Below are 21,337 nucleotides of genomic sequence, written 5' to 3' on the forward strand. Positions count from 1 at the left end.
TCGTGAGGAAATTCGTTTTGGCTGCGCTGGACCGATCGCTGATATCGCAGCTGCCGCTCTTCCAGGGGATGGCTCCCGAAGAGCAAAACGAAATCCTCAGAAGCGCTCGATCGTCACGCTATGCCAAGGAGTCCGCGATCTTCGAGCAGGAAAGCGAGGCCCATTCGTTTTTCGTGCTGATTTCAGGTCACATACGGGTCGTCCGCACCACGCCGGATGGACAGCAGGTCATCGCCAGATACATCAGCGAAGGCGAGATCTTTGGCGTCGCCGCCGCGCTGGGCCGGACAACCTATCCCGCAAGCGCCGTCGCTGCGGTCGACTGCGTGGTGCTGGCCTGGTCCAACGTACTCTGGCCGGAGCTGGTGCGACGATTTCCGGCGTTTGGAGCAACCACCTACAAGACCGTCGGTACCAGGCTGCAGGAGACCCAGACACGGGTGGTCGAGATGTCGACGGAGCAGGTCGAGCAGCGGGTCGCGCATGCGTTGCTGCGTTTGGCAAACCAGACCGGCCGAAAGACCGACATCGGCATCGAAATCGACTTCCCGATTTCCAGGCAGGATATTGCCGAGATGACAGGCACGACGCTGCACACGGTAAGCCGTCTGCTGAGCAAATGGGAAGACATCGGAATAATCGTCAGCGGACGCCAGAAAGTCACGGTCAAGGATGCGCATCGCCTCGTCGTTCTCGCCGAGAGCCGAGCCAAGGGGTGATCCTCACCGTTCTCCTCGAACGACTGATTCCAGGTCTAAAATGAATCGGGTTTCGTCCACCTGATGCTCGCGGCATGCTTCGGCCACGGTGTGGAAAGCGCCGATCGGACAGCCGACGCAAAGCATTCTGTAGCTCAGCACCACCGGCACCGTTGCCGGCCATTGTCTCATGATCTCGTCCACGACCATGTCGGGTCTGATAGAACCGGACTTCTTCACGGTCGCCTCCGCAGTTGAAAGTGTCGTCATACATCCCCCCAACCCTGCGGTCGTTGCGCTTTCGCAACCTGCCACCGACGTTGCCGATCCCTGAAAATGATTCAGATCAAGGACGCTGCGAGCGAGACTTCGATATGCGTGGGAAATTGTCCGAGGAGGCAGCCATGCAAGCCGAAGCGATAATGACCACGCCGGTGATCGCGGTTGACCCGTCTGCGTCAGTCGCCGATGCGGCGGCACTGATGCTCGCCAACAAGATCAGCGGTCTTCCCGTCATTCGCAACGATGGTGAACTGATGGGTATTGTCAGCGAGGGCGACTTCCTTCGCCGCCGGGAATTGGGCACGCAGCGCAAGCGGCCACGCTGGCTGGAATTTCTCATCAGCCCGGGAAAAGCTGCCGAAGAATATGTCCTGGCCAACGGACGGCGGATTGAAGAGGTGATGAGCGAAAGTGTCGTCACGGCATCCCCGACAACTTCGCTTGCGACAGTCGTCGAACTGATGACCCGGCACCACGTCAATCGCATTCCTGTCCTTGCTGAGGGAAAGGTGGTTGGCATCGTCACGCGCTCAGATCTGGTTCGGGCGTTGGTGGGTGTTTGGTCAAGCTCGACATCGAACACCGCCAGCGACGAGCAGATTCGACAAAACATTGTCGCGGAACTCTCGGCACAGAAGTGGGCTCGAGCCGATACGATCGACGTCGCCGTGGAAAATGGAGCGGTCGAACTGAGCGGCGCCATCTTCGACGAACGCGAACGTCAGTCAGCGATTGTGGCCGCGGAAAACGTCCCCGGTATCAAAGCGGTGAAGGACAATCTTTTCTGCACCGGACCGACGTCCGTACTTCTTGTTTCATGAGCTCCAGGGTGAACTCGCTCGCGGCTTTCGCCACCCGCGTTCATTTCATTTTGCTGTCCAGACGAGGTGAACGACTATCGGTCGCCAGACACGTGTTGCAACCGAGCGACCAGGTCACTGTTGCGGCAATAGGCCGGCGGCTCGTCAGCTTGGTGGTGATCGTCGAGCCAGGTCGAGCATTCGTCTTGATGACCGCAGGCACGGCAGCGGTTTGCCGCCCGGTTGGTGACAGCCGCGTGATCCGGCACGACCTTCAATTGCCTGTCGACGCCCAGTGTCCGCATCATGCGGCCCATCAACGCCGTCCTGGCGTCGACCGAAATCAGATAGTCGAGAAAGGTCATGTGGTTTGCTCCTGCACATGCCAATCATTGCCCGCAGGCAGCATCATGACATTGATCTCGGTCAACAAACTGCTTCGTCGGCATCCGGTCCCCCGCTTCCGATCTCCGAGCCAGCAATTGCGATCACGGTCAAAGGCTCTCTTGAAGGATCGGTTCGATCCGGACTGTGACTTCGTGCCCTGCGGTTGTAAGCCAGGCTATTGGCTCAGTACGACATGAGCCGATTGATGCCGCTCTCCCGAAGCAGTGTTCGGGTGATGCCGCCGAACGCCCATTCCTGCAATCGGCTGTGACCATAGGTGCCAGAGACGATCAGATCAGCGCGGATCGAGCGCGCGAACGCCACGAGCCGTTCTGCTTTGGCCTCGCCCGTAAGTATTTCCGTCCTCGCCATGATGCCGTGGTGCTCGAGATAGACCGCCACGTCCGCCAGGCTGTTGCGGACACTGTCATCGGCATCGTCCTCTATCGTGGCGACGACCACCTCATTGGCCTTCGACAGAAAGGGCAATGCATCAGCGATCGCCCGGCGCGCCTCCCTGGCATCCTTCCAAGCGACGAGGACGGTCTTTGCCAAGACATGCTCGACATTGTCGGCTGCGACAAAGACGGGCCGCCCGCTGCCAAGTGCCAGACTACCGACATCGACGGCGCGGAAGACATTACCGCCTTCACCACCGCCGGTCACGATCAGGTCAACCGCGCGTGCGGCAGTGCTAAGCAGGCGGGTCGGACTACAGACCTGCTGCATCCATTCGCTGCTGACGGCGGACGGAACCAGCCGCTCGAATTCGCCGCGCAGTTCGGCGAGGCGTTTTTCGATTTCCGTCCGCTGGATCTGCATGACCTCACCTTCGTAGACCAAACCCTCGCCGGTTCTGACCAGTGGCGGGACATCCGCGGCGGCCAGGCCAATCAGATGAGCGTCAAAGCGCTCGGCAAGACCCGCAGCGAGCTTCACAATGGGCGCCGGATCCGCGTCTACCGCGAGATTGACGACTATCGACCTGTAGGACATGAAAACTCCTCGCGCTGAAGACGGTGGAATGCCTTGCGAAATTGCACGCTTCGGCCTCCGACACCTTGATGCGGGTCAAAGGACGGCGTCTTGATTGTCGCGGGCGCGATTCTACTCGTTCCAGAGCGGTATGCCTGAGAAGGGATGAGTGCTACATCAGCCGGCGTTGCCGGTTCTCAAATCCAAGGGCTGCATGTGAGCAAGAAGGCGCCAGTCCCATCTGGCCGCGAAACCGCGGCGGCAGTGCTTTCCGATGGTAAGCGCGAGGAACAGCGCGGCGCCGCGGAGCATGAGCTTCTTGCCCTGATGTTTGAGCAAGCTCCCGGGTTCATGACCTTGCTGAGCGAGCCCGGCCATGTTTTCCAATTGACCAACGCCGCCTATCAACGCTTGATCGGTCAGCGGCAGGTCATCGGAAAGCCGGTGCGGGAGGCCTTGCCCGAGCTTGAGGGTCAGCGCTTCTTCGAACTGCTCGACCAGGTAAGCGAGACTGGCGAGCCTTATGTCGGGCGCGGTGTCAAAGTCGTCCTTCGCAATCCCAAAGAGGGAATCACAGAGCAACGCATCCTCGACTTCGTCTACCAGCCCATCAAGGCTGATGATGGGCGCATCACCGCGATCTTTGTCCAGGGCACGGATGTCAGTGATCTTTCCTTCGCCAACGCCGCCCTCCAGCTGCGCGAGGACCATCTGCGGTCAATTCTGGCGACGGTTCCCGATGCCATGGTCGTCATCGACGAGCAGGCTCGCATTCAATCCTTCAGTGCGGCCGCCGAAGCTTTGTTCGGCTACAAATCCAGTGAAGTCATTGGTGCGAATGTCAGCATGCTCATGCCATCACCCTATCGGGAGGAGCACGACGGGTACCTGCAGCGCTATCTGACCACGGGAGAGCGCCGGATTATCGGTCTGGGCCGAACGGTGACCGGGATGCGCAAGGATGGATCGACATTTCCGATGGAGCTCGCTGTCGGCGAAATGCATCCGGGAACCGGCCGGTTCTTTACCGGCTTCTGCCGCGATCTCACCGAACGACACAAATCGGAAGCCAGGATCCTGGAGCAGCAGCAGGAACTGCTTCATATGGCCCGCTTCACTGCGCTTGGCGAGATGGCTTCGACGTTGGCGCATGAGATCAACCAGCCACTGACGGCCATCACCAACTATCTCAAAGGCAGCCGCCGGCTTCTCGAAAAGAGCAAGGACGACAACGCCGAGATGTTGCGTGAAGCCGTTGAAAGGGCAGCGGAGCAGGCCTTGCGGGCTGGAGACGTCATTCGGCATCTTCGGGATTTCGTCGCACGCGGCGAAAGCGAGCGTCAGGTGGAGCGGTTGGCTACGATTATCGAGGAAGCCTCATCGCTTGCTCTGGTGGGCGCCAGGGAAGCTGACGTGCGCGTCAGCTATGAGCTTGACCCGGCGGCTGAACTCGTTTTGACCGACCGTATCCAAATCCAGCAGGTTCTGCTCAACCTGATGCGCAATGCGGTGGAGGCTATGCAGGGAGCGCCGCGCCGTGAGTTGCGGGTGGTTACCAGAACACGAGCGGACGGAATGGCGGAGGTCAGCGTGAAGGATACGGGCCCAGGCTTGGCGCCAGAAATTTCGGCACAACTGTTCCAACCCTTCATCACCACAAAAAAACAGGGCATGGGTGTGGGCCTGTCCATTTGCCGCACTATCGTCGAATCTCACGGCGGTCATATCTGGGCTGAGGCAATGCCAGGCGGAGGAACCGCATTTCGATTCACCCTGCGCATTGTCGAAAAGGACGAGGTCGCTAATGGCAGGCAATGATGTCGTGCACGTGGTCGACGATGACGTCGACGTTCGCAAATCGCTGGGATTTCTTCTTGCAACGGCCGATTTTGCTGTGCGCCTGCACGAGTCGGCCACAGCGTTTTTGGCAACGTCGACGAAGGACATAGACGGCTGCATCCTTACCGATGTGCGCATGCCGGGGATCGACGGTATCGAATTTCTGCGTCAGCTCAGAGCGCGCGGCCGCACTGTCCCTGTGATTGTCATGACGGGTCACGCGGACGTTGCGCTGGCGGTTCAGGCGATGAAGGAGGGAGCTGCCGATTTTATCGAGAAACCGTTCGACGACGAGATCCTTATCGATGCGATCCGCCTGGCTCTGGACAATCGCAGTCATGCGGCGGTTGCCCATCCGCAAGCCTCCGAGATCCGGAAAAGTTTGTCCACGCTTTCGGAACGTGAGCGGCAAGTGCTTGATGGCCTGGTTTTGGGCCTGCCGAACAAGACAATCGCATACGATCTCGGCATAAGCCCGCGAACGGTCGAGATCCATCGCGCGAATGTCATGAGCAAGATGGGCGCGGGCAGCCTGTCGCACCTCGTGCGCATGGCTATGATCGCCGACTCCACGCATTAAGCAGGAAGTGAATTTGTCTGCTTGTGTTCTGGCTTCCAGTGCCGCCAGTGGGTCGGCCGAATGTCAACGCGAGCACCGGTGGCAGCGTCCTTCCAGCCTTCCTTACCTTTTTCACAGGGAAATACGAGCGGGTGCAGGCCGTCATCATCGATGACGGCCAGTTCGAGGCTACGGCCATATGGCGCGCTTGCGATCGGATTCCACATCGCGCCACTGTGAAAGAAGGACTCCTGCAGCGCTTTGATTTGAATCATTTTCGCGGTGGCCAAATGATGGGTTGAGGCCGACTAACCTGGCAGGTGCTCAGACATGCTTTTGCGCTTGGAGTCCGTTCTTCGAACTGAAGGAAGAAAGTCATTTCGCCGAACCGTCGAGCGCGCTAGCAAAAATTGACCTGGCTCAATGCGAGCCCACCTTGCCGCTGCAAAGGTGACGCCAAGAGCTTCGACCAGCTCTCGCGGCCACTCGGCTTTTTCATTCAGGAAGGTTTGACATGAACTATCAGCGGTTCTTCGAGGAAGCGATCGACCAGCTCCATGCCGAGCGTCGTTATCGCGTCTTCGCCGACCTCGAGCGCATCGCGGGCAAGTTTCCACGCGCCATATGGCGTTCCAACGGCCGCGTCGAGGAAATCACCGTCTGGTGCTCCAACGATTATCTCGGCATGGGCCAGCATCCCGACGTCATCGCCACGTTCCAGAACGCGGCCGGCAAGATGGGTTCGGGCGCCGGCGGCACCCGCAACATTTCCGGCACCTCGAACCCGCTGGTCGAGCTCGAGCACGAGCTTGCCGACCTGCACGGCAAGGAAGCAGGCCTGGTCTTCACCTCCGGCTTCGTCTCCAATGAAGCGTCGATCTCGACCATCGCCCGGCTTTTGCCCAACTGCCTGATCATCTCGGACGAGCTGAACCATGCCTCGATGATCGAGGGCGTGCGGCGCTCGGGCGCTGAAAAGAAGATCTTCCGCCACAACGACGTCGCGCATCTGGAAAGCCTGCTGCACGCGGCCGGCCGCGAACGCGCCAAGCTGATCGTCTTCGAAAGCGTCTATTCGATGGATGGCGACATCGCGCCGATCAGGGAGATCGTCGAACTCGCCGAGCGCCACAATGCCATGACCTATATCGACGAGGTCCATGCGGTCGGCATGTACGGACCGCGCGGCGGCGGCATCACCGAGCGCGAGGGCCTGGCCGACCGCATCGATATCATCGAAGGCACGCTGGCCAAGGCGTTCGGCACGCTGGGCGGCTACATCACCGGCACCAGTGCGGTGATCGACGCGGTGCGCTCCTACGCGCCGGGCTTCATCTTCACCACGGCGCTGCCGCCGGCGATCGCCGCCGCGACCACCACCTCGATCCGCCATCTCAAGCGCTCGCAGGCCGAGCGCGACGCCCAGCAGCAGCAGGCGAGCCGGACCAAGCAGATCCTGTCGGCCGCCGGCCTGCCGGTGATGGAATCGCCGACCCATATCGTGCCGCTGCTGGTCGGTGACCCCGAGCTCTGCAAGATGGCGAGCGACCGCCTGCTTGGCGTGCACGGCATCTATATCCAGCCGATCAACTACCCGACCGTGCCGCGCGGCACGGAGCGGCTGCGCATCACGCCGACGCCGTTCCATTCCGATGAACTGATCGCGGGACTGCAGGATGCGCTGGTCGAGACCTGGGATGCGCTGGGCATTCCCTATGGTTCCGCCGGCCGGCCTTCTGTCGCCAAGAGCGACCGGATCGTTCCGCTGCTGGTGCCCAAGTCAGGCGGCTGAAGCCGCAAAGAGAAAACATTGATCAGGCGCAAGGCGCCGATCTCGGCGTCGCTCCAGGATGACGACAAACCTCCAAGGAGCAGACCATGAGCCACATGTCCCAGACGTCTTTTGGCGATTTGAACCACGCCGCCCAGCAGGCTCAACAGTGGGTAAAGGAGCTTGCCAGGGATCTCCGCTGGAGCGAACCAAGTGCTTGCCGACTGTTGCGATGCGTTCTGCACACGCTGCGGGACTGGCTGTCCGAAGCGGAAATGGCTGATCTTTCAGCACAGTTGCCTGTCTTGGTTCGCGGCATGTACTTCGAAGGCTGGAAGCCATCGGCCGCAGCCCATGGCCGTAAGAAGCGCGACTTTGTTCTCAGTGTCCGCAACAGCTTCGGATATGATGAAGATGTGGATTTCGATGTGGCGGTCAACGCGGTTTTCATGCTGCTCGATCGACATATATCGCACGGCGAGATCGTGCAGGTAAGGGCATCCATGAAGAAGTCGCTTCGTCAGCTGTGGCCAGCGGACTGACCAATTCCGCGACCGCCGGGCCGTAAGAGACCGGCCGGCACATCGCTGGCTCTGATGCAAAAGCAGACAAGAACAGGAGATCGCATCGATGCTGATCCGCACACTTTCCGTCCTGGAATGTACCAGATTGTTGGGCGCCAACCGCGTGGCCCGTCTTGCATGCGCGAAGGACGGTCAGCCCTATGTCGTTCCCCTCCATTACGCTTATTCGGATGCTCATCTTTACGCGTTCTCCATGCCGGGCAAGAAAATCGAATGGATGCGAGCCAATCCACTGGTGTCTGTTCAGATTGACGAACACGGCGAAGGGCGAGGCTGGAGGAGCATTGTCGCCGATGGTCGTTACGAGGAATTGCCCGACCGGATTGGGCACAAGGTGCAGCGCGATCATGCCTGGGCGCTGCTGAGCAAGCACGCCGATTGGTGGGAGCCTGGCGCTCTCAAACCTGAGAAGTCCGAGGTTGCGACAGACCTTCCACACGTCTTCTTCCGCATTTTGGTCGCCACGGTTTCGGGGCGCGAGGCCATGGACAGCTAGTGTGCTGGGGCGTTGTCCATCGAGCGCAACGGCACACTATCAGGTCGCACGCGTCCAATGGCCCTGACATCCCGGCGAATACCTAAGTAGTTTTCCTTAGGGACATAACCGAATTTCGGCGGGCCCGGAATCGCGCGATTGCTGTCGTCGCGGATCAATCGGGAACACAGCCATGTACGCACAACAAATCGCCAAGATTGAATTGCCATCGCAGCCGAGCCCGTTCTCGCTTCTCGATGGGGCCATGGCACAGCCGGTCAGCTTCTTCCCCGCCGGCACAGAGATCTACGCCCAAGGCGAAAAGGCCGGGCCTCTTTACCAGGTCGAATTCGGCGCCGTTCGTGTATACCGGCTGCTGGCTGACGGCCGCCGGCAGATCAGCGCCTTTCATTTGGCCGGAGAAACCTTCGGCTTCGAGGCCGATGCCACACACCATTTCTTCGCCGAGGCAATCGGTGCGACCGGCATTCGCGTCTTCCGGATCGCCTCAACAGCAGATATGTCCAGTCAGTTGCTGCCGCTTGCACTCAAGGGTTTGATCAGGGCCCAGGAGCATCTGCTGGTCCTCGGCCGCCAGAATGCCATCGAACGCGTCGCAGCATTCCTGGTCGACATGGCGGAACGTCAGGGTGGCCTGCGTCAAATCGAGTTGCCGATGTCGCGACTGGATATCGGCGACTATCTCGGCCTCACCATCGAGACGGTGTCGCGGGTCTTCACCCGCCTGAAGGACAAAAGCGTCATTCGCCTGCTCGGCTTGCGGAGCATCGAAATACTGAAGCAGAACTTGCTGCTGGAAATGGGCGGATGACGCGCGAAAACTGCTAGGCAGAACGCCAGAACCATCGTGCCACCTCGATTTCGATGGCGAGACCGTCAGCAGCAAACTCCCCGGGACCGTTCAGCTATCGAGCGGCAAGTTCGCCGTGCTCGAGCAGGCGCACCAGTTCACCCTCATGCCGTGGCGGCCGGTCATCGACCGCCAGCTCCGCACCGAAGTCAGCGGCATCGTGCAGGGTGGCTCGGTGTCGTGGCAGTTGGGGCGGCAGAGGGGCTCGGTATTTAGCCCGCGGCGCTTGGTCATTCCGGCAACCCAGCGGCCACCATCAGCCGCAAAACCCGTTCGTAGGCCTTCAGATAAATCGCACTGCAATTTTTGGTGGGCGGCGGCGCGTTGCGCGCGGTCGAGCCGGGCCACAGTTCCATGGCCGCCACCATGGTGGCCCTGGCGTCGTCGGCTCGGCCCAATTGCTGATAGGCCGCCGCCAGAGCCATATGCGTGCGTCCGGTGCCCGGCGTGATGGCGATCGATCGTTGCAGCCAGGGCAAGGCTTCTTCCGCGCGACCCATAAAAAGGTACGTCCAGCCTACGCCGAGCGCCCATGTCCAGCGCGCTACGCGGGGCGTATCGAACCCATCCGCCTGCTTGAACGAGGCCAGCGCGTCGTCGAAGCGGCCCAGGAAAACCTGGGACAGTCCGACGAGGTATAGCGCGATCCCGTCCCATGGATCATGGGCGAGCGCCTTGCCGCATGCCACCAGGCTTTCGACGAACTGGTTGGTCGCCGACAGAAACCGGCACTGCGTTTCCAGCACCGGGATGTAATCGGGCCGTGCGCGCAACGCGCGTGCCATGATCGCGCCGACGTTATTCTCGACCGTCTCGCGCTCGGCGGCGGGGAACCAGGCCATCTGAACCCCGCGCAGTTGAAACGCCGCCAGCGCAACCTGCAGGTCGACGTTGTCGGGATCGTCGGCAAGAGCTTTCTCCAGGATCGCCAGCGCGGCGCGAAAGCGTTCCAGCGTCGTGTGGTTGATTGAGGCCGTCGCCTGTTCGATGGCGACCTTGGCGGTGCCGGTCGGCGAGCCTTCGGCCGCGTGCTCACCTGCTTTCAGCAGCGCGTTGATGCGCAGCGCCAGCGGGTGGCCCATGCCGGCGGTCAGGCGGGTCTGCTGAAGTTGCGCATCGGCGCCGGTCCGATCGATGGACAGCGACGTCGTCCACATGACCGCACCGGTTGCCGGTTCGGTCATGCGCGCGCGCAAATTCCACGTGGTTTCGGTCTTCTCCAGCTCACTGCTGAGGATATAACCGGCGCTTTGTGCGACGCCGGACGGAAGCATCACGCGAATCGTCTCGATCTTCGCCAGCCCGTCGGTCAGGTCGCGGGTGACATCCGCAGCCATCCGGGCAGCCAGCGGATCATCGGTCGCCGCCGCCATGAGCATCACCGAGACGGTCACGGGCGAGCCCGTGAAGAGCCGGGGGCGCCACATCGCCGCCACCAGGGCCGTTACGCCGAGCCCCGCCATCGCAACGAGCGCGGCGCGGCGCGGCATGCCGGAATCGCGCCGGCCCGACGCTGGTTCGTTCTCCGTTTCGGTTCCGATTGCCGTGTGCGCGGGGCCGGGGCATCCATTTCCGCCCCACCCGACACCGCGGCTGCAAACAGATAGCCCCGGCCGGACATCAGCTTGATGATCTGCCGCTGCTCGTCGCCCAAAGCGGTGCGAAGCTCGCGGATGGACTGGAACAGGCTGTCCTCGCCGACATGGATATCCGGCCAAACGGCCTCCATCAGTTCCTGCTTGCTGAGAACCCGCCCCGGATTGGTGGCGAAGACCTTCAGCAGTTCGAGGCTTCTCAGCCGGATTCTGATGACGGCGCCCTCCGGCCCGCGCAGTTCGGCCCGCTGCCGATCCAATTCAAAGCCTAAAAACCGCAACACGGCGCGCCTATTCCCCCCAAGCCGCACAACAACGGCTCTATCCCGAAAACTGCTCAAATCATCTTAAAAACGCGGCAAGGCGCGGTCCATTCAGAAAATAACGGAAACGTTCAGAACATCGCGCCCTCCGATTCAGGACGTTTCCGGCGTGCGATGGCAGGGTTGGCCAACAATAACGTGGGCGAAGGGTGAATCGGTATCCGGCGGCCGCGCCTTTCTTTGCGGGCTGGGGAACCATGGACACAAGAACACCTTCGACTTCGCCGCGCGGCGTCACTTCCCTGTACACGGAATCCTTGGGCGGCCCGCTGCGGAAAGCCTTGCTGGCCTCGACGGCTCTGGCGCTGGCCTTGACGCTCCCGGCCACCGGGCCGGCGCGGGCACAGGACGCAACCTGGCAGGTCAATCCGGGATCGGACGATTTCTTCGACGCGAACAACTGGACCCCTGGTAGCGTGCCGACCGGCACGGCCACCTTCGGCGCCTCGAACACGACCACGTTGACGTTGGGTTCCTCCGGCAGCTTCGACGGCTGGACGCTCGATGCCGGAGCCTCGAACTACACGTTCAGTCTCACGGCCGGGCAGGTTTTCACGGGGACCGGCATCACGATCAATGGCGGCAGCGCCACCATCTCCAACTACAGCACCCTGAACTTCTCGGGCGCCAGCACGGCCGGCAATGCCGCCATCACCAACAACTATGATCTGAGGTTCTACGACACCAGCACGGCTGGCAGCGCCACGATCACCAATAACAACTTCCTGCATTTCAACGATACCAGCACGGCCGGCAGCGCCACCATCACCAACAACAACTATCTGTCTTTCTCAAGCAGCAGCACGTCTGGCAATGCCACGATCACCAATAACAGCATCCTGGAATTCTACGACACTAGCACGGCTGGCAATGCCACGATCGCCAATAACGTCATCCTGGATTTCCTTGGCACCAGCACGGCGGGCGATGCCACCATCACCAACAACAGTAATCTGTCTTTCATCGACGCCAGCACGGCGGGCAACGCCGCCATCACCAATATCGGCGGCATGAATTTCTACGGCACCAGCACGGCCGGCAATGCCACCATCACCAACAACAACCAACTGCGATTCTACGGCAGCAGCACGGCGGGCGGCGCCACTATCATCAACAATGGCGTCCTGGATTTCCTTGGCACCAGCACGGCGGGCGATGCCACCATCACCAACAACACCAATCTGTCTTTCATCGACGCCAGCACGGCCGGCAGCGCCACCATCATCAACAGCACCAATCTGTCTTTCAACGACGCCAGCACGGCGGGCAGCGCGACCATCGCCAATTACGGTTTGCTGAGTTTTTACAACACCAGCACGGCCGGCAATGCCGCCATCACCAACACCGGCACCCTGTCTTTCTACGACACCAGCACGGCTGGTGCCGCCACCATCACCAGCAACAACTTCCTGCATTTCAACGATACCAGCACGGCCGGCAGCGCCACCATCACCAACAACGGCTATGGCTATCTGTCTTTCTTAAGCAGCAGCACAGCTGGCAATGCCACGATCACCAATAGCGACACCCTGGAATTCTACGACACTAGCACGGCTGGTGCCGCCACCATCACCAACAACAATAATCTGACTTTCTACGGCACCAGCACGGCGGGCAGTGCCACCATCACCAATAACAGCATCCTGCATTTCAACGATACCAGCACGGCCGGCAGCGCCACCATCACCAATAACAGCATCCTGGAATTCTACGGCACCAGGACGGCGGGCGATGCCACGATCACCAATAACAGCATCCTGGAATTCTACGACACCAGCACGGCTGGTGCCGCCACCATCACCAACAGCAGCGGCCTGTATTTCGTCCACACCAGCACGGCTGGCAATGCCACGATCACCAACGACAGTTTCCTTGGTTTCTACCACACCAGCACGGCGGGCAGTGCCGCGCTTATCAACGACGCCGGTGCAACGGTCGATTTCTCGAACAGCACAGGCCCGAACGGTGATGGCCGGCTGACCGCAGGCTCCATCGAGGGCGCCGGCAATTACATCCTCGGCGCCAATGAACTCACGGTCGGCTCGAACAATCTCTCGACCGAGGTGGTCGGCGTCATCTCCGGCAGCGGCTCGCTGGTCAAGACCGGCACGGGCACACTGACCTTTTCCGGTGCCAACACCTATACCGGCGGCACGACCATCGCCGGTGGCACGCTCCAGTTCGGCAACGGCATATCGGGCGGCATCACCAATCTGGCCGGCAGCATCAACGTCACCGGAGGCACGCTGGCGATCCAGGCGCCGACAACCCTGAACGTCGCGCAAAATGTGACCTTCGGCGACAACACTGCCCTGTCCATCGCCGCCGGCGCGAGCAGCCCCGGGCTTACCTCCGACAGCATCACGATCGGCAACGGCGTTACCTTCAACATCAGCGGCATCACCGATGCGAGCCAGCTCGACATGGTGCTGATCGATACCGCATCTGGCATCAGCGGCGACTTCGCCAGCATCAACGTGGGCGGCTTCGGCGGCACGGTGGACTACCTCACCGTCTCCACCCGCAAATCGTCCGACAATCTGCAATATCTCGCCAGCTACGGCCTGACCTGGAACGCCGGCAACAATCTCGCCAATGGCACCTTCACGCTGACCAACGCTACCGACAGCTTCACGGTCGGGACGGTGCTGGCCGATCAGGCGGCGAACCTTGCGACCGGCTGGAGCGGCGCCTCGCTCACCAAGGCCGGCGCCGGCACGTTGACCCTGGCTGGAACCAACACCTATACCGGCGGCACCACGATCTCGGGCGGTGCGCTGTCGGTGTCGGGCGACGCCAATCTGGGCGCTGCCACGGGCGGCCTGACCTTCGCGGGCGGCACCCTCTCGACCACGGCGAGCTTCGACACCGCGCGAGCGGTGTCGTTGACGCAGGCCGGCCGCTTCGATGTCGCGGACGGCACCGAACTCGGGCTGATGGGCGTGGTCTCGGGCAGCGGCGACCTGATCAAGCAGGGCAGCGGCACATTGCGGCTCGACAACGGCGCCAATGCCTACGGCAACGCGTTTGTCGCGGCAGGCACGCTGATCGGCAATGCCGCCTCGATCTCAGGCAATATCGGCAATGCCGGCACGCTGGTCTTCGACCAGGCAGGCAATGCGAACTTTTCTGGCGACATCGCCGCGCTCAACGGCACAAGCGGCGCGATGATCAAACGCGGCACGGGCGTGCTGACGCTGGCCGGCCTGTCATCGCTCGACTGGGCGATCGAGGCCGGCGGGCTGGCCTCCTCGGCCGAGCGCTTCGGCGGCGATGCGGCCATTGCCTCGGGCGCGTCGTTCACCTTCGACCAGTCCGCCAACGCGACCTATGCCGGCGTGCTGTCGGGCGATGGCGGCTTCAACAAGACTGGCACGGCCTTGCTCAACCTGACAGGCGATTCCTCCGGTTTCACAGGCACAACGACGATTGCCGGCGGGGCGCTGGCGGTGAACGGTTCGCTCGGCGGCATGCTGGATGTCCTCTCGGCTGGCCGCCTCCAGGGCACCGGCACGGTAGGTGATACAACCGTCTCCGGCACTGTAGCGCCCGGCAATTCGATCGGAACAATCAATATCGCCGGCAACATCACCTTCAACACCGGCTCGATCTATGAGGTCGAGGTCGATGCGGGAGGGCAATCCGACAGGATCATCGCGACCGGTGCCGCCGCGATCAACGGCGGCACGGTGACGGTGCTGGCGGGGGCGGGCAGCTACGCACCGCAAACCCAGTACACGATCGTGACCGCGAGCGGCGGGAGAACCGGCACTTTCACCGGGGCGACTTCGGACCTGGCCTTCCTCGATCCCTCGCTCAGCTACGACGCCAACAATGTCTACCTGACGATGGCTCGCAACAATATCGACTTCGCGGGCGTCGGCCCGACTGCGAACCAGAGGGCCACCGGCGGCGGCGTCGAGAGCCTCGGCTGGGGCAACCCGCTCTATGGCGCGGTCGTGAACCTGTCGGCTCCGCAGGCGCGATATGCCTTCGACCAGCTCTCGGGCGAGATCCATGGCTCGGCCAGGACCGCGCTGATCGAGGACAGCCGCTTCATCCGCAACGCCGTCAACGACCGTATCCGCGCGGCCTTCGATGCCGCCGGCGCATCGGGCACGGTCTCGACCTATGACGGCGGAAAGCCTGTGACGGTCAAGGCGAACACCGACCGTTTCGCGGTCTGGGGCCAGGGCTTCGGCTCGTGGGGCCATGCGAGTAGTGACGGCAACGCCGCCCATCTGAACCGCAAGACCGGCGGCTTCTTCTTCGGCGCCGATGCGCCGGTGTTCGACACCTGGCGCTTCGGCGCGGTTGCCGGCTACAGCCAGACCTCCTTCGACGTGAAGGATCGCCACTCCTCAGGTTCGAGCGACAACTACTATGTCGGACTCTACGGCGGCACCGCCTGGGGTGACGTCGCGTTCCGAACGGGTGCTGCCTACACCTGGCATGACGTTTCGACCAGCCGGAGCGTGACGTTCCCCGGCTTCGGCGACGGTCCAAAGGGCGACTACAACGCCGCGACGGCGCAGATGTTCGGCGAATTCGCCTATGGCTTCAGGGCGGGCGGTGCCCGGTTCGAGCCCTTTGCCAACCTTGCCTACGTGAACCTCCACACCGATGGTTTCACCGAGCAGGGCGGCGCAGCGGCGCTGACTGGCGCCTCGGCCAACACCGACTCGACCTTCGCGACACTCGGCCTTCGAGCATCGACGACCTTCGCCATCGGCGGGACCACGCTTACCGCCAAGGGCATGGCCGGCTGGCGCCATGCCTTCGGGGACATGGCGCCGACCTCGACCATGCGCTTTGCTGGCGGCGGCAATGCCTTCAACATCGGCGGGATCCCGATCGCCCGGGATGCCGCGGTGATCGAAGCCGGTCTCGATTATGCGATCACGCCCAATGCCACCCTCGGCGTTTCCTATGGCGGCCAGTTCGGCTCGGGAATCTCCGATCAGTCGGCGCGCTTCAACTTCAACGTCAAATTCTGATGGGGAGTGGCGTGAACGAAAAGTGACGGAACCGATCCGGCGCATCGGCGTCTGCCGCTATTGCATCCGCAAAAACGCCGCCGGATCATTGCCGACGCGTGGAAAGGAGCAGCGTCCGGCAGCGCTCTGGTGCACCCGCTCATTTGTTGCAGTTCTGCATATCCGATGTCGTCGTGCCGGAGGCGGTGTTGTTGTCGGTGTCGTTGCCCGCGGCATCCTTACAGCGGTCGGTCATGCCGTTCGATTGGGTTGTGGAATTTGTGGTGCTGGGATCGGAAGGGTTCACGGGCGTGCCAGAGCCGGTGGTTCCGCCGCTGGTTCCGGACGCGGCGCCGGTACCGTTGTTCGAGCCGGTACCGCTGTTGGTACCGGATCCATTTGATTGTGCCATGGCCGATGTGGCCAACGCCAGGGTCAGCACTGATGCAGAAAGAAGTTTGGCAAACATAGCGAACATCCTTTTTGATGAGGTTGCATTGCAGTTACCAAACCAGCGGTCTCAACATATGTTCCGTCGATCGTTGAGTTGTTAATCATGGCCTTTGAAACTCCTCCGGCAGTCGCTCGGCGCCGGCTTACGCAACCTGGAGCTGTTTCGGATTGGAGGACGAGTGGATGTTCGACAGTCCCGTTTTCGTCATCAACGGGAATTACGCAGGATCGAAGGACGGCAGCCAAGTCACGATGAGGATTATGCCCAAGGGCCGAACACGAAGAGAGCGAGCAGAACTATAAAGATCACGGCCACAGCCGTGACCGCCCACATCATTAACCTCCTGGTACCTTGTTGCTCCTTCTCTCGCGAAAGATTTTCTGCCACTGCACGATTCCTTGCTACGAATTCCGCCTAAGATACGCCTCGGGCTTGTGCCCGACGCGGTGTCAATCAACGTCCAGCAGCCCGTGTCGCCGTCTTTCGACCCGTGCTTTCTTTGCCGTGGCCAGCGGATTGTGGCCTGTCGGGGTGTTCGAGGCCGCATCCTTTGAGTGGGCCGCAACAGCTGGGCCAGCCCCCGTCTGTGTGAGCATGTCACCGGAGGCTTGAGGCGACCGCGTCTTTCCGAGGAATTCAACAACACGTCTAAACAGGTCCATGTCAGTTCTGCCTGGCAACAGTGAATGCCGGAGTCTGTGGCGCGCGGGCATTCGCTTCTTCGTCCGCCATGCCGAATGTCGCGACCTGCACCAGCACGGCTTTGGCGGCATTTATGATTTCGTCGTCTGTCCGGTTCCTGTCGCCGGCGGCAAGCGTCACTCTGACGGACTCGCCGCCTTCTCCATGGAATTCGACCCAGTCGGCTCCTGCTTGGTGGAGCACCCGAGTATCAATGAGTTCCATCACTCGCCTCCTTTGATAGGAGAATTTCGATGTCGGTATATTGTTCCACCTGGAGCGCCACAAAGGGGCGGCGACCGCCGGCGCACAGGGCCTGACGCCTACCAACCTTGTCGGCTGTACCAATCATCGACATCGCGCCGCACACGATCCTTCTCGATGCCGTAACGCTCCTGGATCTTGCCTTCGAGCTGATCGCGTTTGCCGGCGATGCGGTCAAGGTCATCGTCGGTGAGTTTACCCCACTGCTCCTTGACCTCGCCTTTCACCTGTTTCCAGTTTCCTTCCACGCGGTTCCAGTCCATGACACCAGTCTCCCTGTTTTCGAAGGTCCGGAATAGGAAACGCAATCCAGGCAAGTATGTTCCTGGAACAGCCAGCGCCCTGCCCGACGCCAGATCGGTTGACACAAAGTCATATCGCCCTTTGCGGTCAGAAAGCATTCTTGCCATGGAAAACTCCTCCACCGCGCCTAATGGAAACGAAGGGGCTTGTTCCGGCTGAATGGAAGAATTGCCATGGGGAACGGGGGTAACGATGGGAAACCGCAGCTTGGCCTATGAGAGGCCAGCACTGCGGTCGTCATGGTATGTGGGAGGTCCGTCAAGCGGTCCATCAGAGCCAATCTCTGCGTCCCGATTGTCGCTGATTGTCCCTGGAGGGATCTATTTTTGCTTTCAGCGTGTTACGTCGCACACTGACGTATTTTCGGCGGCGTTTGAGTGGGTCTGAATCATTCCTACTCGATTGTTTAAAATCCAGTTATATAATTGATCTATCTAGATTTTTTCTTTTCTTCGGCGCCGAAAGCCGGCCCACGGGCCGTCAACATCTTACGGTGTTGATTTTAAAGCTTGCCGCTCCGCTAGCAGGGGAAAAGTACCGTCATGCCTGTCACGACGCTATCTAGTTTAGGCACGCCGATCGGAGATCGCCAGTGGGCTGGATTTTGCTCTGGTGCTAGAGCAGGCCAGGGCTGCCTCGCCGCTGCCCTGGCGCCGTTTCAGCCGACAGCCTGGGCGATGGCCCGCTCGATAGCGCGATCGAGGCCTTCGGCAATTGCCGTCACCGCAGGATCGCCGAACTGGCCAAAGAGTGAGGAGGGCTTGTCGTACTCGAAGACGGCGCGGCCCTCGGCATCTTCGTAGAGTACGACGCGAAACGGCGCATATTGCGCGGCCGCGAGTTGATGCCTGGTCATCTTCGACGCCGTATTCGGATTGCCGATGTCGTACTGGAGCGCTTTGCGCGTCAATCCGGCGATTTGCAGCACATCCCCATGATTCGGCTTTGGAAAATCGAGAGCTCGGGGAGTGCTTCGAGGGCCGCGCGCGCACGATCGATATCACCGGCGTGCAGCAGCGCCTGTCCGGTGTCGTCGAGTTGCGGCAAAGCCGCTTGAAACGCATCGCGCACTTGGTCGAATGGTCGGTTCACCACGACCTTCAGATGTTTCACAGGTATCGTAACTTCGGTGCTGAGGTTTTCGGTCATTGTAGACTCCACTTTCACATTGTTTTGAAGCTTGCTCGACATGTGCCGAGCCAGATCGTTTCTCCCGAGCGGCCTCGCCGATCAATGGAAGGCGAACCCGCGATCATCGCCTGGGCGGAGATGTCTCTCGCACCGCCCGGTTATCCGGGTTGTCCTGCCGCTTCCAGAATGAGCTGGGCGATGTCGCCCGGATGAGAGATCAGTGAAAGGTGGCTTGCTTTCACTTCGATGGTCTTGGCGCCCATGCGCTTGGCCATGAAGCGTTCGAGATCGGGGTTGATCGTTCGATCTTCCGTCGAAACGGCATAGAAACTCGGCTTCGACCGCCAGGCCGCGTGCGAGGTCTTTCCCGTCAGCAGGGCCTTCTGGAACGGCTCCTGGACAGCATAGAGGATCCTGGCCTTTTCCTTCGGCAGATCGCCCGCGAAATCACGCAGGAACGCCGCTTCGCTGAGGCGACCCTCATCACCATCATAAACGATCCCTGCGGATGCCGGAGGCGTCGGAAAAGTCTTTGCCAGAGCCGTATAGTCCTCACCTGTGTCCGGCGCCCGCGCCGCCACATAGACAAGCGCCGAGACGTTGGGATGAACGCCAGCCTCCGTGACGATCATTCCGGAGAAAGAATGCCCAACGAGCACGGTCGGGCCGTCCTGCCGATCCAGCACGCGCTGCGCTGATGCGACTGCTTCAGGCAGCGTCGTCAGGGGATTTTGCACGGCAGTGGCATTGAGCCCAGCCCCCTGTAAACGCGCGATCACCTCGGACCAGCATGAGCCATCGGCGAACAGTCCATGCAGGAGAACGACGTTGCGTGCTTTCGTCGGAACGGGGATTGCGGCGAGGCCGCGGGTGGCTACCAGCGAGGCGGCAGCGCCGGCAACCAGGGTGGCGGAGAAGGTTCGCCTGTTCATCATCGCCGGTCACTCCTTCACGGCAGGCGTCGGTGGGACCGGCAGGATCACTTCGGAGGCGATCCTCCAATCCGTTCCGACCTTTATCCAGTTCATGATCATCAGAAACGGCTTCGGCGTGCCGTCCTGACCCGCATATGAAACCGTAATGGTTATCGGCGCATAGGATTCCGCAACGTCTTGCGTCAGGCCAACGACCTTGAGTCTTGAAAAATCTGGCTGAAGCACGACCGGCCCGGATGCGGCGATAGCGCGGAGTTTTTGATCGATTGCCTCGTTGCCCCAAAAGCCTGCCCAGTTCCCTTCTGACGATGGATTTGCGCTCTTTGCGACAATAAGGGCCGACGGCGATTGCCAGAACATTCCGTGCAAGGCCGCGACATCATGCCGATTGGCTAACTCCATGACCTTGGCGAACTGTGACCCGATGACCGCCAGGGTCGATGGGTCGAGAGGATCTTTATAATCGGCCGGTGCGGCGGAGACAGATTCACTGGCGAGGGCTATCAGACCGACAGCGGCTAAGAGCGTCTTGCGCATTTCAGTAATCCCTTGTGTGATTCACAGTCAGTTCGCTGATGGAGCGTACCTACGGCGATCGCCGGCAAGGTTCGCTCGCTACGGCGAACGTCTCTACTGGCCTTCGAAAGGAAAGGAGGGTCGCGGCCTCCCGGCTTTCATCGCATCCACGGCCGAGACGATACCGCCGGTCGCGTCTCGCGAGTCGAAAACAGGCATTGCTATGTCGAACATGATTTCGTCGGCCGCGGCGACCCCGCCATTCGCCCAGGCGCGCAGCAACACCTTGTGCGCCGCGTAGGCGCGAGTCGGCCCCATCGCGAGCTTTTCCACGAAGGCGCGCGACTCCGCGAGCAGGTCCGCGTCAGGAAAAACTTTGTTGACGACGCCGGCGTGCTCCATGGCTGCGGCGGAGATCTGCTCGGACGTCAGTGCCCATTCCGATGCGCGCGCACGACCCGCCCGTTCGGCAACGCGGTAGATACCGCCGAGCAAAGTCACGATGCCTAGCGTCTGCTCAGGATGGCCGAACCGGGCCGAGCTCGACGCGAATATCATGTCGGCGCGCAAGGCGAGCTCAAGCCCGCCTCCGAAGCAAAGTCCCTGCACCGCCGCCACGACGGGCAACGGCAGACGTTCGAACTGGTTGAATACGTCCATGTAGCGCTCGAAGGTCGCCCGGAGCTCCGAGCGGCTGCGCTCCGGCCAGGGTAAGATGTCGCCGCCAAAGCTGAAGTCGGGCCCCGCGGCGCACAGCAGTACAGCCCTGGCTTCGCTGCTTGCGATACGCGCCATCGCGGCAGCGAGCTCTTCGACCATCTGGTCTCCGATGCGGTTCTGCGGAGCGTTGTCGAGTGTGATGATTGCGACATGATGGTCGATGGTGCAGGTCAGATGGGTCATAGTGAGCGCCTCATG

General features: G+C 61.2%; 23 protein-coding genes and 1 pseudogene. 10 read left to right on the top strand and 14 right to left on the bottom strand.

What is annotated here, in order from left to right; all coding sequences use genetic code 11:
• Positions 1-17: 17 nt before the first annotated feature.
• Positions 18-719, top strand: a complete 702-nt coding sequence (locus MESOP_RS29855; protein WP_013897079.1) for a Crp/Fnr family transcriptional regulator — start codon at positions 18-20, stop codon at positions 717-719.
• A gap of 3 nt (positions 720-722) precedes the next feature.
• On the opposite strand, the gene MESOP_RS29860 is transcribed toward MESOP_RS29855, so the two are convergent.
• Positions 723-938 carry a DUF1858 domain-containing protein gene (locus MESOP_RS29860; RefSeq protein WP_013897080.1) on the bottom strand — a complete coding sequence of 72 codons (216 nt, stop codon included), beginning with the start codon at positions 936-938 and terminating at the stop codon, positions 723-725.
• A 164-nt stretch (positions 939-1,102) separates the two neighbouring features.
• Here MESOP_RS29860 and MESOP_RS29865 point away from each other — a divergent pair, with 164 nt between their 5' ends.
• Positions 1,103-1,801, top strand: a complete 699-nt coding sequence (locus MESOP_RS29865) for a CBS domain-containing protein (RefSeq protein ID WP_013897081.1) — start codon at positions 1,103-1,105, stop codon at positions 1,799-1,801.
• Between the two features lie 74 nt (positions 1,802-1,875).
• Here MESOP_RS29865 and MESOP_RS29870 read toward each other — a convergent pair whose 3' ends face one another.
• The gene (locus MESOP_RS29870; protein WP_013897082.1) at positions 1,876-2,145 is read right to left on the bottom strand and encodes a DUF6455 family protein; all 270 of its coding nucleotides are present in this window, start codon (positions 2,143-2,145) and stop codon (positions 1,876-1,878) included.
• 205 nt (positions 2,146-2,350) lie between these two features.
• Positions 2,351-3,163, bottom strand: coding sequence for a universal stress protein (locus MESOP_RS29875; RefSeq protein WP_013897083.1), 813 nt, complete (start codon positions 3,161-3,163; stop codon positions 2,351-2,353).
• Between the two features lie 243 nt (positions 3,164-3,406).
• Between MESOP_RS29875 and MESOP_RS29880 the strand changes: the two genes are divergently transcribed.
• A complete protein-coding gene (locus MESOP_RS29880; protein WP_425339699.1) occupies positions 3,407-4,960 on the top strand; it encodes a PAS domain-containing sensor histidine kinase in 1,554 nt (517 codons plus the stop codon).
• Positions 4,947-5,561 (top strand): response regulator FixJ, encoded by a 615-nt coding sequence (fixJ, locus tag MESOP_RS29885; RefSeq protein ID WP_013897085.1) that lies wholly within the window; start codon positions 4,947-4,949, stop codon positions 5,559-5,561. Before MESOP_RS29880 ends, fixJ begins: the two co-directional genes overlap by 14 nt.
• Here fixJ and MESOP_RS34190 read toward each other — a convergent pair.
• Positions 5,558-5,815 (bottom strand): hypothetical protein, encoded by a 258-nt coding sequence (locus MESOP_RS34190; RefSeq protein WP_342447416.1) that lies wholly within the window; start codon positions 5,813-5,815, stop codon positions 5,558-5,560. The genes fixJ and MESOP_RS34190 overlap by 4 nt on opposite strands.
• Positions 5,816-6,054: 239 nt before the next feature.
• Here MESOP_RS34190 and hemA point away from each other — a divergent pair, with 239 nt between their 5' ends.
• From hemA to MESOP_RS34195, 5 genes and pseudogenes are all read left to right on the top strand, one after another.
• Positions 6,055-7,332 (top strand): 5-aminolevulinate synthase, encoded by a 1,278-nt coding sequence (hemA, locus tag MESOP_RS29895; protein ID WP_013897087.1) that lies wholly within the window; start codon positions 6,055-6,057, stop codon positions 7,330-7,332.
• An 86-nt stretch (positions 7,333-7,418) separates the two neighbouring features.
• Complete coding sequence (locus MESOP_RS29900; RefSeq protein ID WP_013897088.1) at positions 7,419-7,853, top strand: DUF2267 domain-containing protein; 435 nt, start codon at positions 7,419-7,421, stop codon at positions 7,851-7,853.
• Between the two features lie 88 nt (positions 7,854-7,941).
• The gene (locus MESOP_RS29905) at positions 7,942-8,391 is read left to right on the top strand and encodes a pyridoxamine 5'-phosphate oxidase family protein (protein ID WP_013897089.1); all 450 of its coding nucleotides are present in this window, start codon (positions 7,942-7,944) and stop codon (positions 8,389-8,391) included.
• Positions 8,392-8,563: 172 nt separating this feature from the next.
• On the top strand, positions 8,564-9,202 hold the full coding sequence (locus tag MESOP_RS29910) for a helix-turn-helix domain-containing protein (RefSeq protein ID WP_013897090.1): 639 nt from the start codon (positions 8,564-8,566) through the stop codon (positions 9,200-9,202).
• 52 nt (positions 9,203-9,254) lie between these two features.
• Positions 9,255-9,446 (top strand): annotated as a pseudogene (locus MESOP_RS34195) (DUF3363 domain-containing protein); the annotation flags it as partial.
• A gap of 25 nt (positions 9,447-9,471) precedes the next feature.
• On the opposite strand, the gene MESOP_RS29915 reads toward MESOP_RS34195, so the two are convergent.
• Together MESOP_RS29915 and MESOP_RS36335 are read right to left on the bottom strand one after the other, a co-directional pair.
• Positions 9,472-10,731 carry a tetratricopeptide repeat protein gene (locus tag MESOP_RS29915; RefSeq protein WP_013897091.1) on the bottom strand — a complete coding sequence of 420 codons (1,260 nt, stop codon included), beginning with the start codon at positions 10,729-10,731 and terminating at the stop codon, positions 9,472-9,474.
• Positions 10,686-11,117, bottom strand: a complete 432-nt coding sequence (locus MESOP_RS36335; RefSeq protein ID WP_245265010.1) for a winged helix-turn-helix domain-containing protein — start codon at positions 11,115-11,117, stop codon at positions 10,686-10,688. Before MESOP_RS36335 ends, MESOP_RS29915 begins: the two co-directional genes overlap by 46 nt.
• A gap of 239 nt (positions 11,118-11,356) precedes the next feature.
• On the opposite strand from MESOP_RS36335, the gene MESOP_RS33090 reads away from it, so the two are divergent.
• On the top strand, positions 11,357-16,156 hold the full coding sequence (locus tag MESOP_RS33090; protein ID WP_013897092.1) for an autotransporter domain-containing protein: 4,800 nt from the start codon (positions 11,357-11,359) through the stop codon (positions 16,154-16,156).
• 139 nt (positions 16,157-16,295) lie between these two features.
• Here MESOP_RS33090 and MESOP_RS29925 read toward each other — a convergent pair whose 3' ends face one another.
• The 8 genes from MESOP_RS29925 to MESOP_RS29955 all read right to left on the bottom strand — a co-directional run bounded on the left by MESOP_RS29925 (position 16,296) and on the right by MESOP_RS29955 (position 21,322).
• A complete protein-coding gene (locus MESOP_RS29925; RefSeq protein ID WP_013897093.1) occupies positions 16,296-16,604 on the bottom strand; it encodes a hypothetical protein in 309 nt (102 codons plus the stop codon).
• A gap of 648 nt (positions 16,605-17,252) precedes the next feature.
• Complete coding sequence (locus tag MESOP_RS29930; RefSeq protein ID WP_013897094.1) at positions 17,253-17,495, bottom strand: hypothetical protein; 243 nt, start codon at positions 17,493-17,495, stop codon at positions 17,253-17,255.
• A 98-nt stretch (positions 17,496-17,593) separates the two neighbouring features.
• On the bottom strand, positions 17,594-17,797 hold the full coding sequence (locus MESOP_RS29935; protein ID WP_013897095.1) for a CsbD family protein: 204 nt from the start codon (positions 17,795-17,797) through the stop codon (positions 17,594-17,596).
• Positions 17,798-18,495: 698 nt separating this feature from the next.
• A complete protein-coding gene (locus MESOP_RS36340; protein WP_245265012.1) occupies positions 18,496-18,747 on the bottom strand; it encodes a DUF302 domain-containing protein in 252 nt (83 codons plus the stop codon).
• The gene (locus tag MESOP_RS36345; protein WP_245265014.1) at positions 18,744-18,986 is read right to left on the bottom strand and encodes a hypothetical protein; all 243 of its coding nucleotides are present in this window, start codon (positions 18,984-18,986) and stop codon (positions 18,744-18,746) included. Before MESOP_RS36345 ends, MESOP_RS36340 begins: the two co-directional genes overlap by 4 nt.
• A 140-nt stretch (positions 18,987-19,126) precedes the next feature.
• Positions 19,127-19,903 (bottom strand): alpha/beta fold hydrolase, encoded by a 777-nt coding sequence (locus tag MESOP_RS29945; protein WP_013897096.1) that lies wholly within the window; start codon positions 19,901-19,903, stop codon positions 19,127-19,129.
• 6 nt (positions 19,904-19,909) lie between these two features.
• Positions 19,910-20,440: a nuclear transport factor 2 family protein gene (locus MESOP_RS29950; protein ID WP_013897097.1), complete on the bottom strand. Its 531-nt coding sequence runs from the start codon at positions 20,438-20,440 to the stop codon at positions 19,910-19,912.
• 93 nt (positions 20,441-20,533) lie between these two features.
• The gene (locus MESOP_RS29955) at positions 20,534-21,322 is read right to left on the bottom strand and encodes an enoyl-CoA hydratase/isomerase family protein (protein WP_013897098.1); all 789 of its coding nucleotides are present in this window, start codon (positions 21,320-21,322) and stop codon (positions 20,534-20,536) included.
• Positions 21,323-21,337 lie beyond the last annotated feature (15 nt).

Source organism: Mesorhizobium opportunistum WSM2075 (genome assembly GCF_000176035.2).
Classification (GTDB): Bacteria; Pseudomonadota; Alphaproteobacteria; order Rhizobiales; family Rhizobiaceae; genus Mesorhizobium; species Mesorhizobium opportunistum.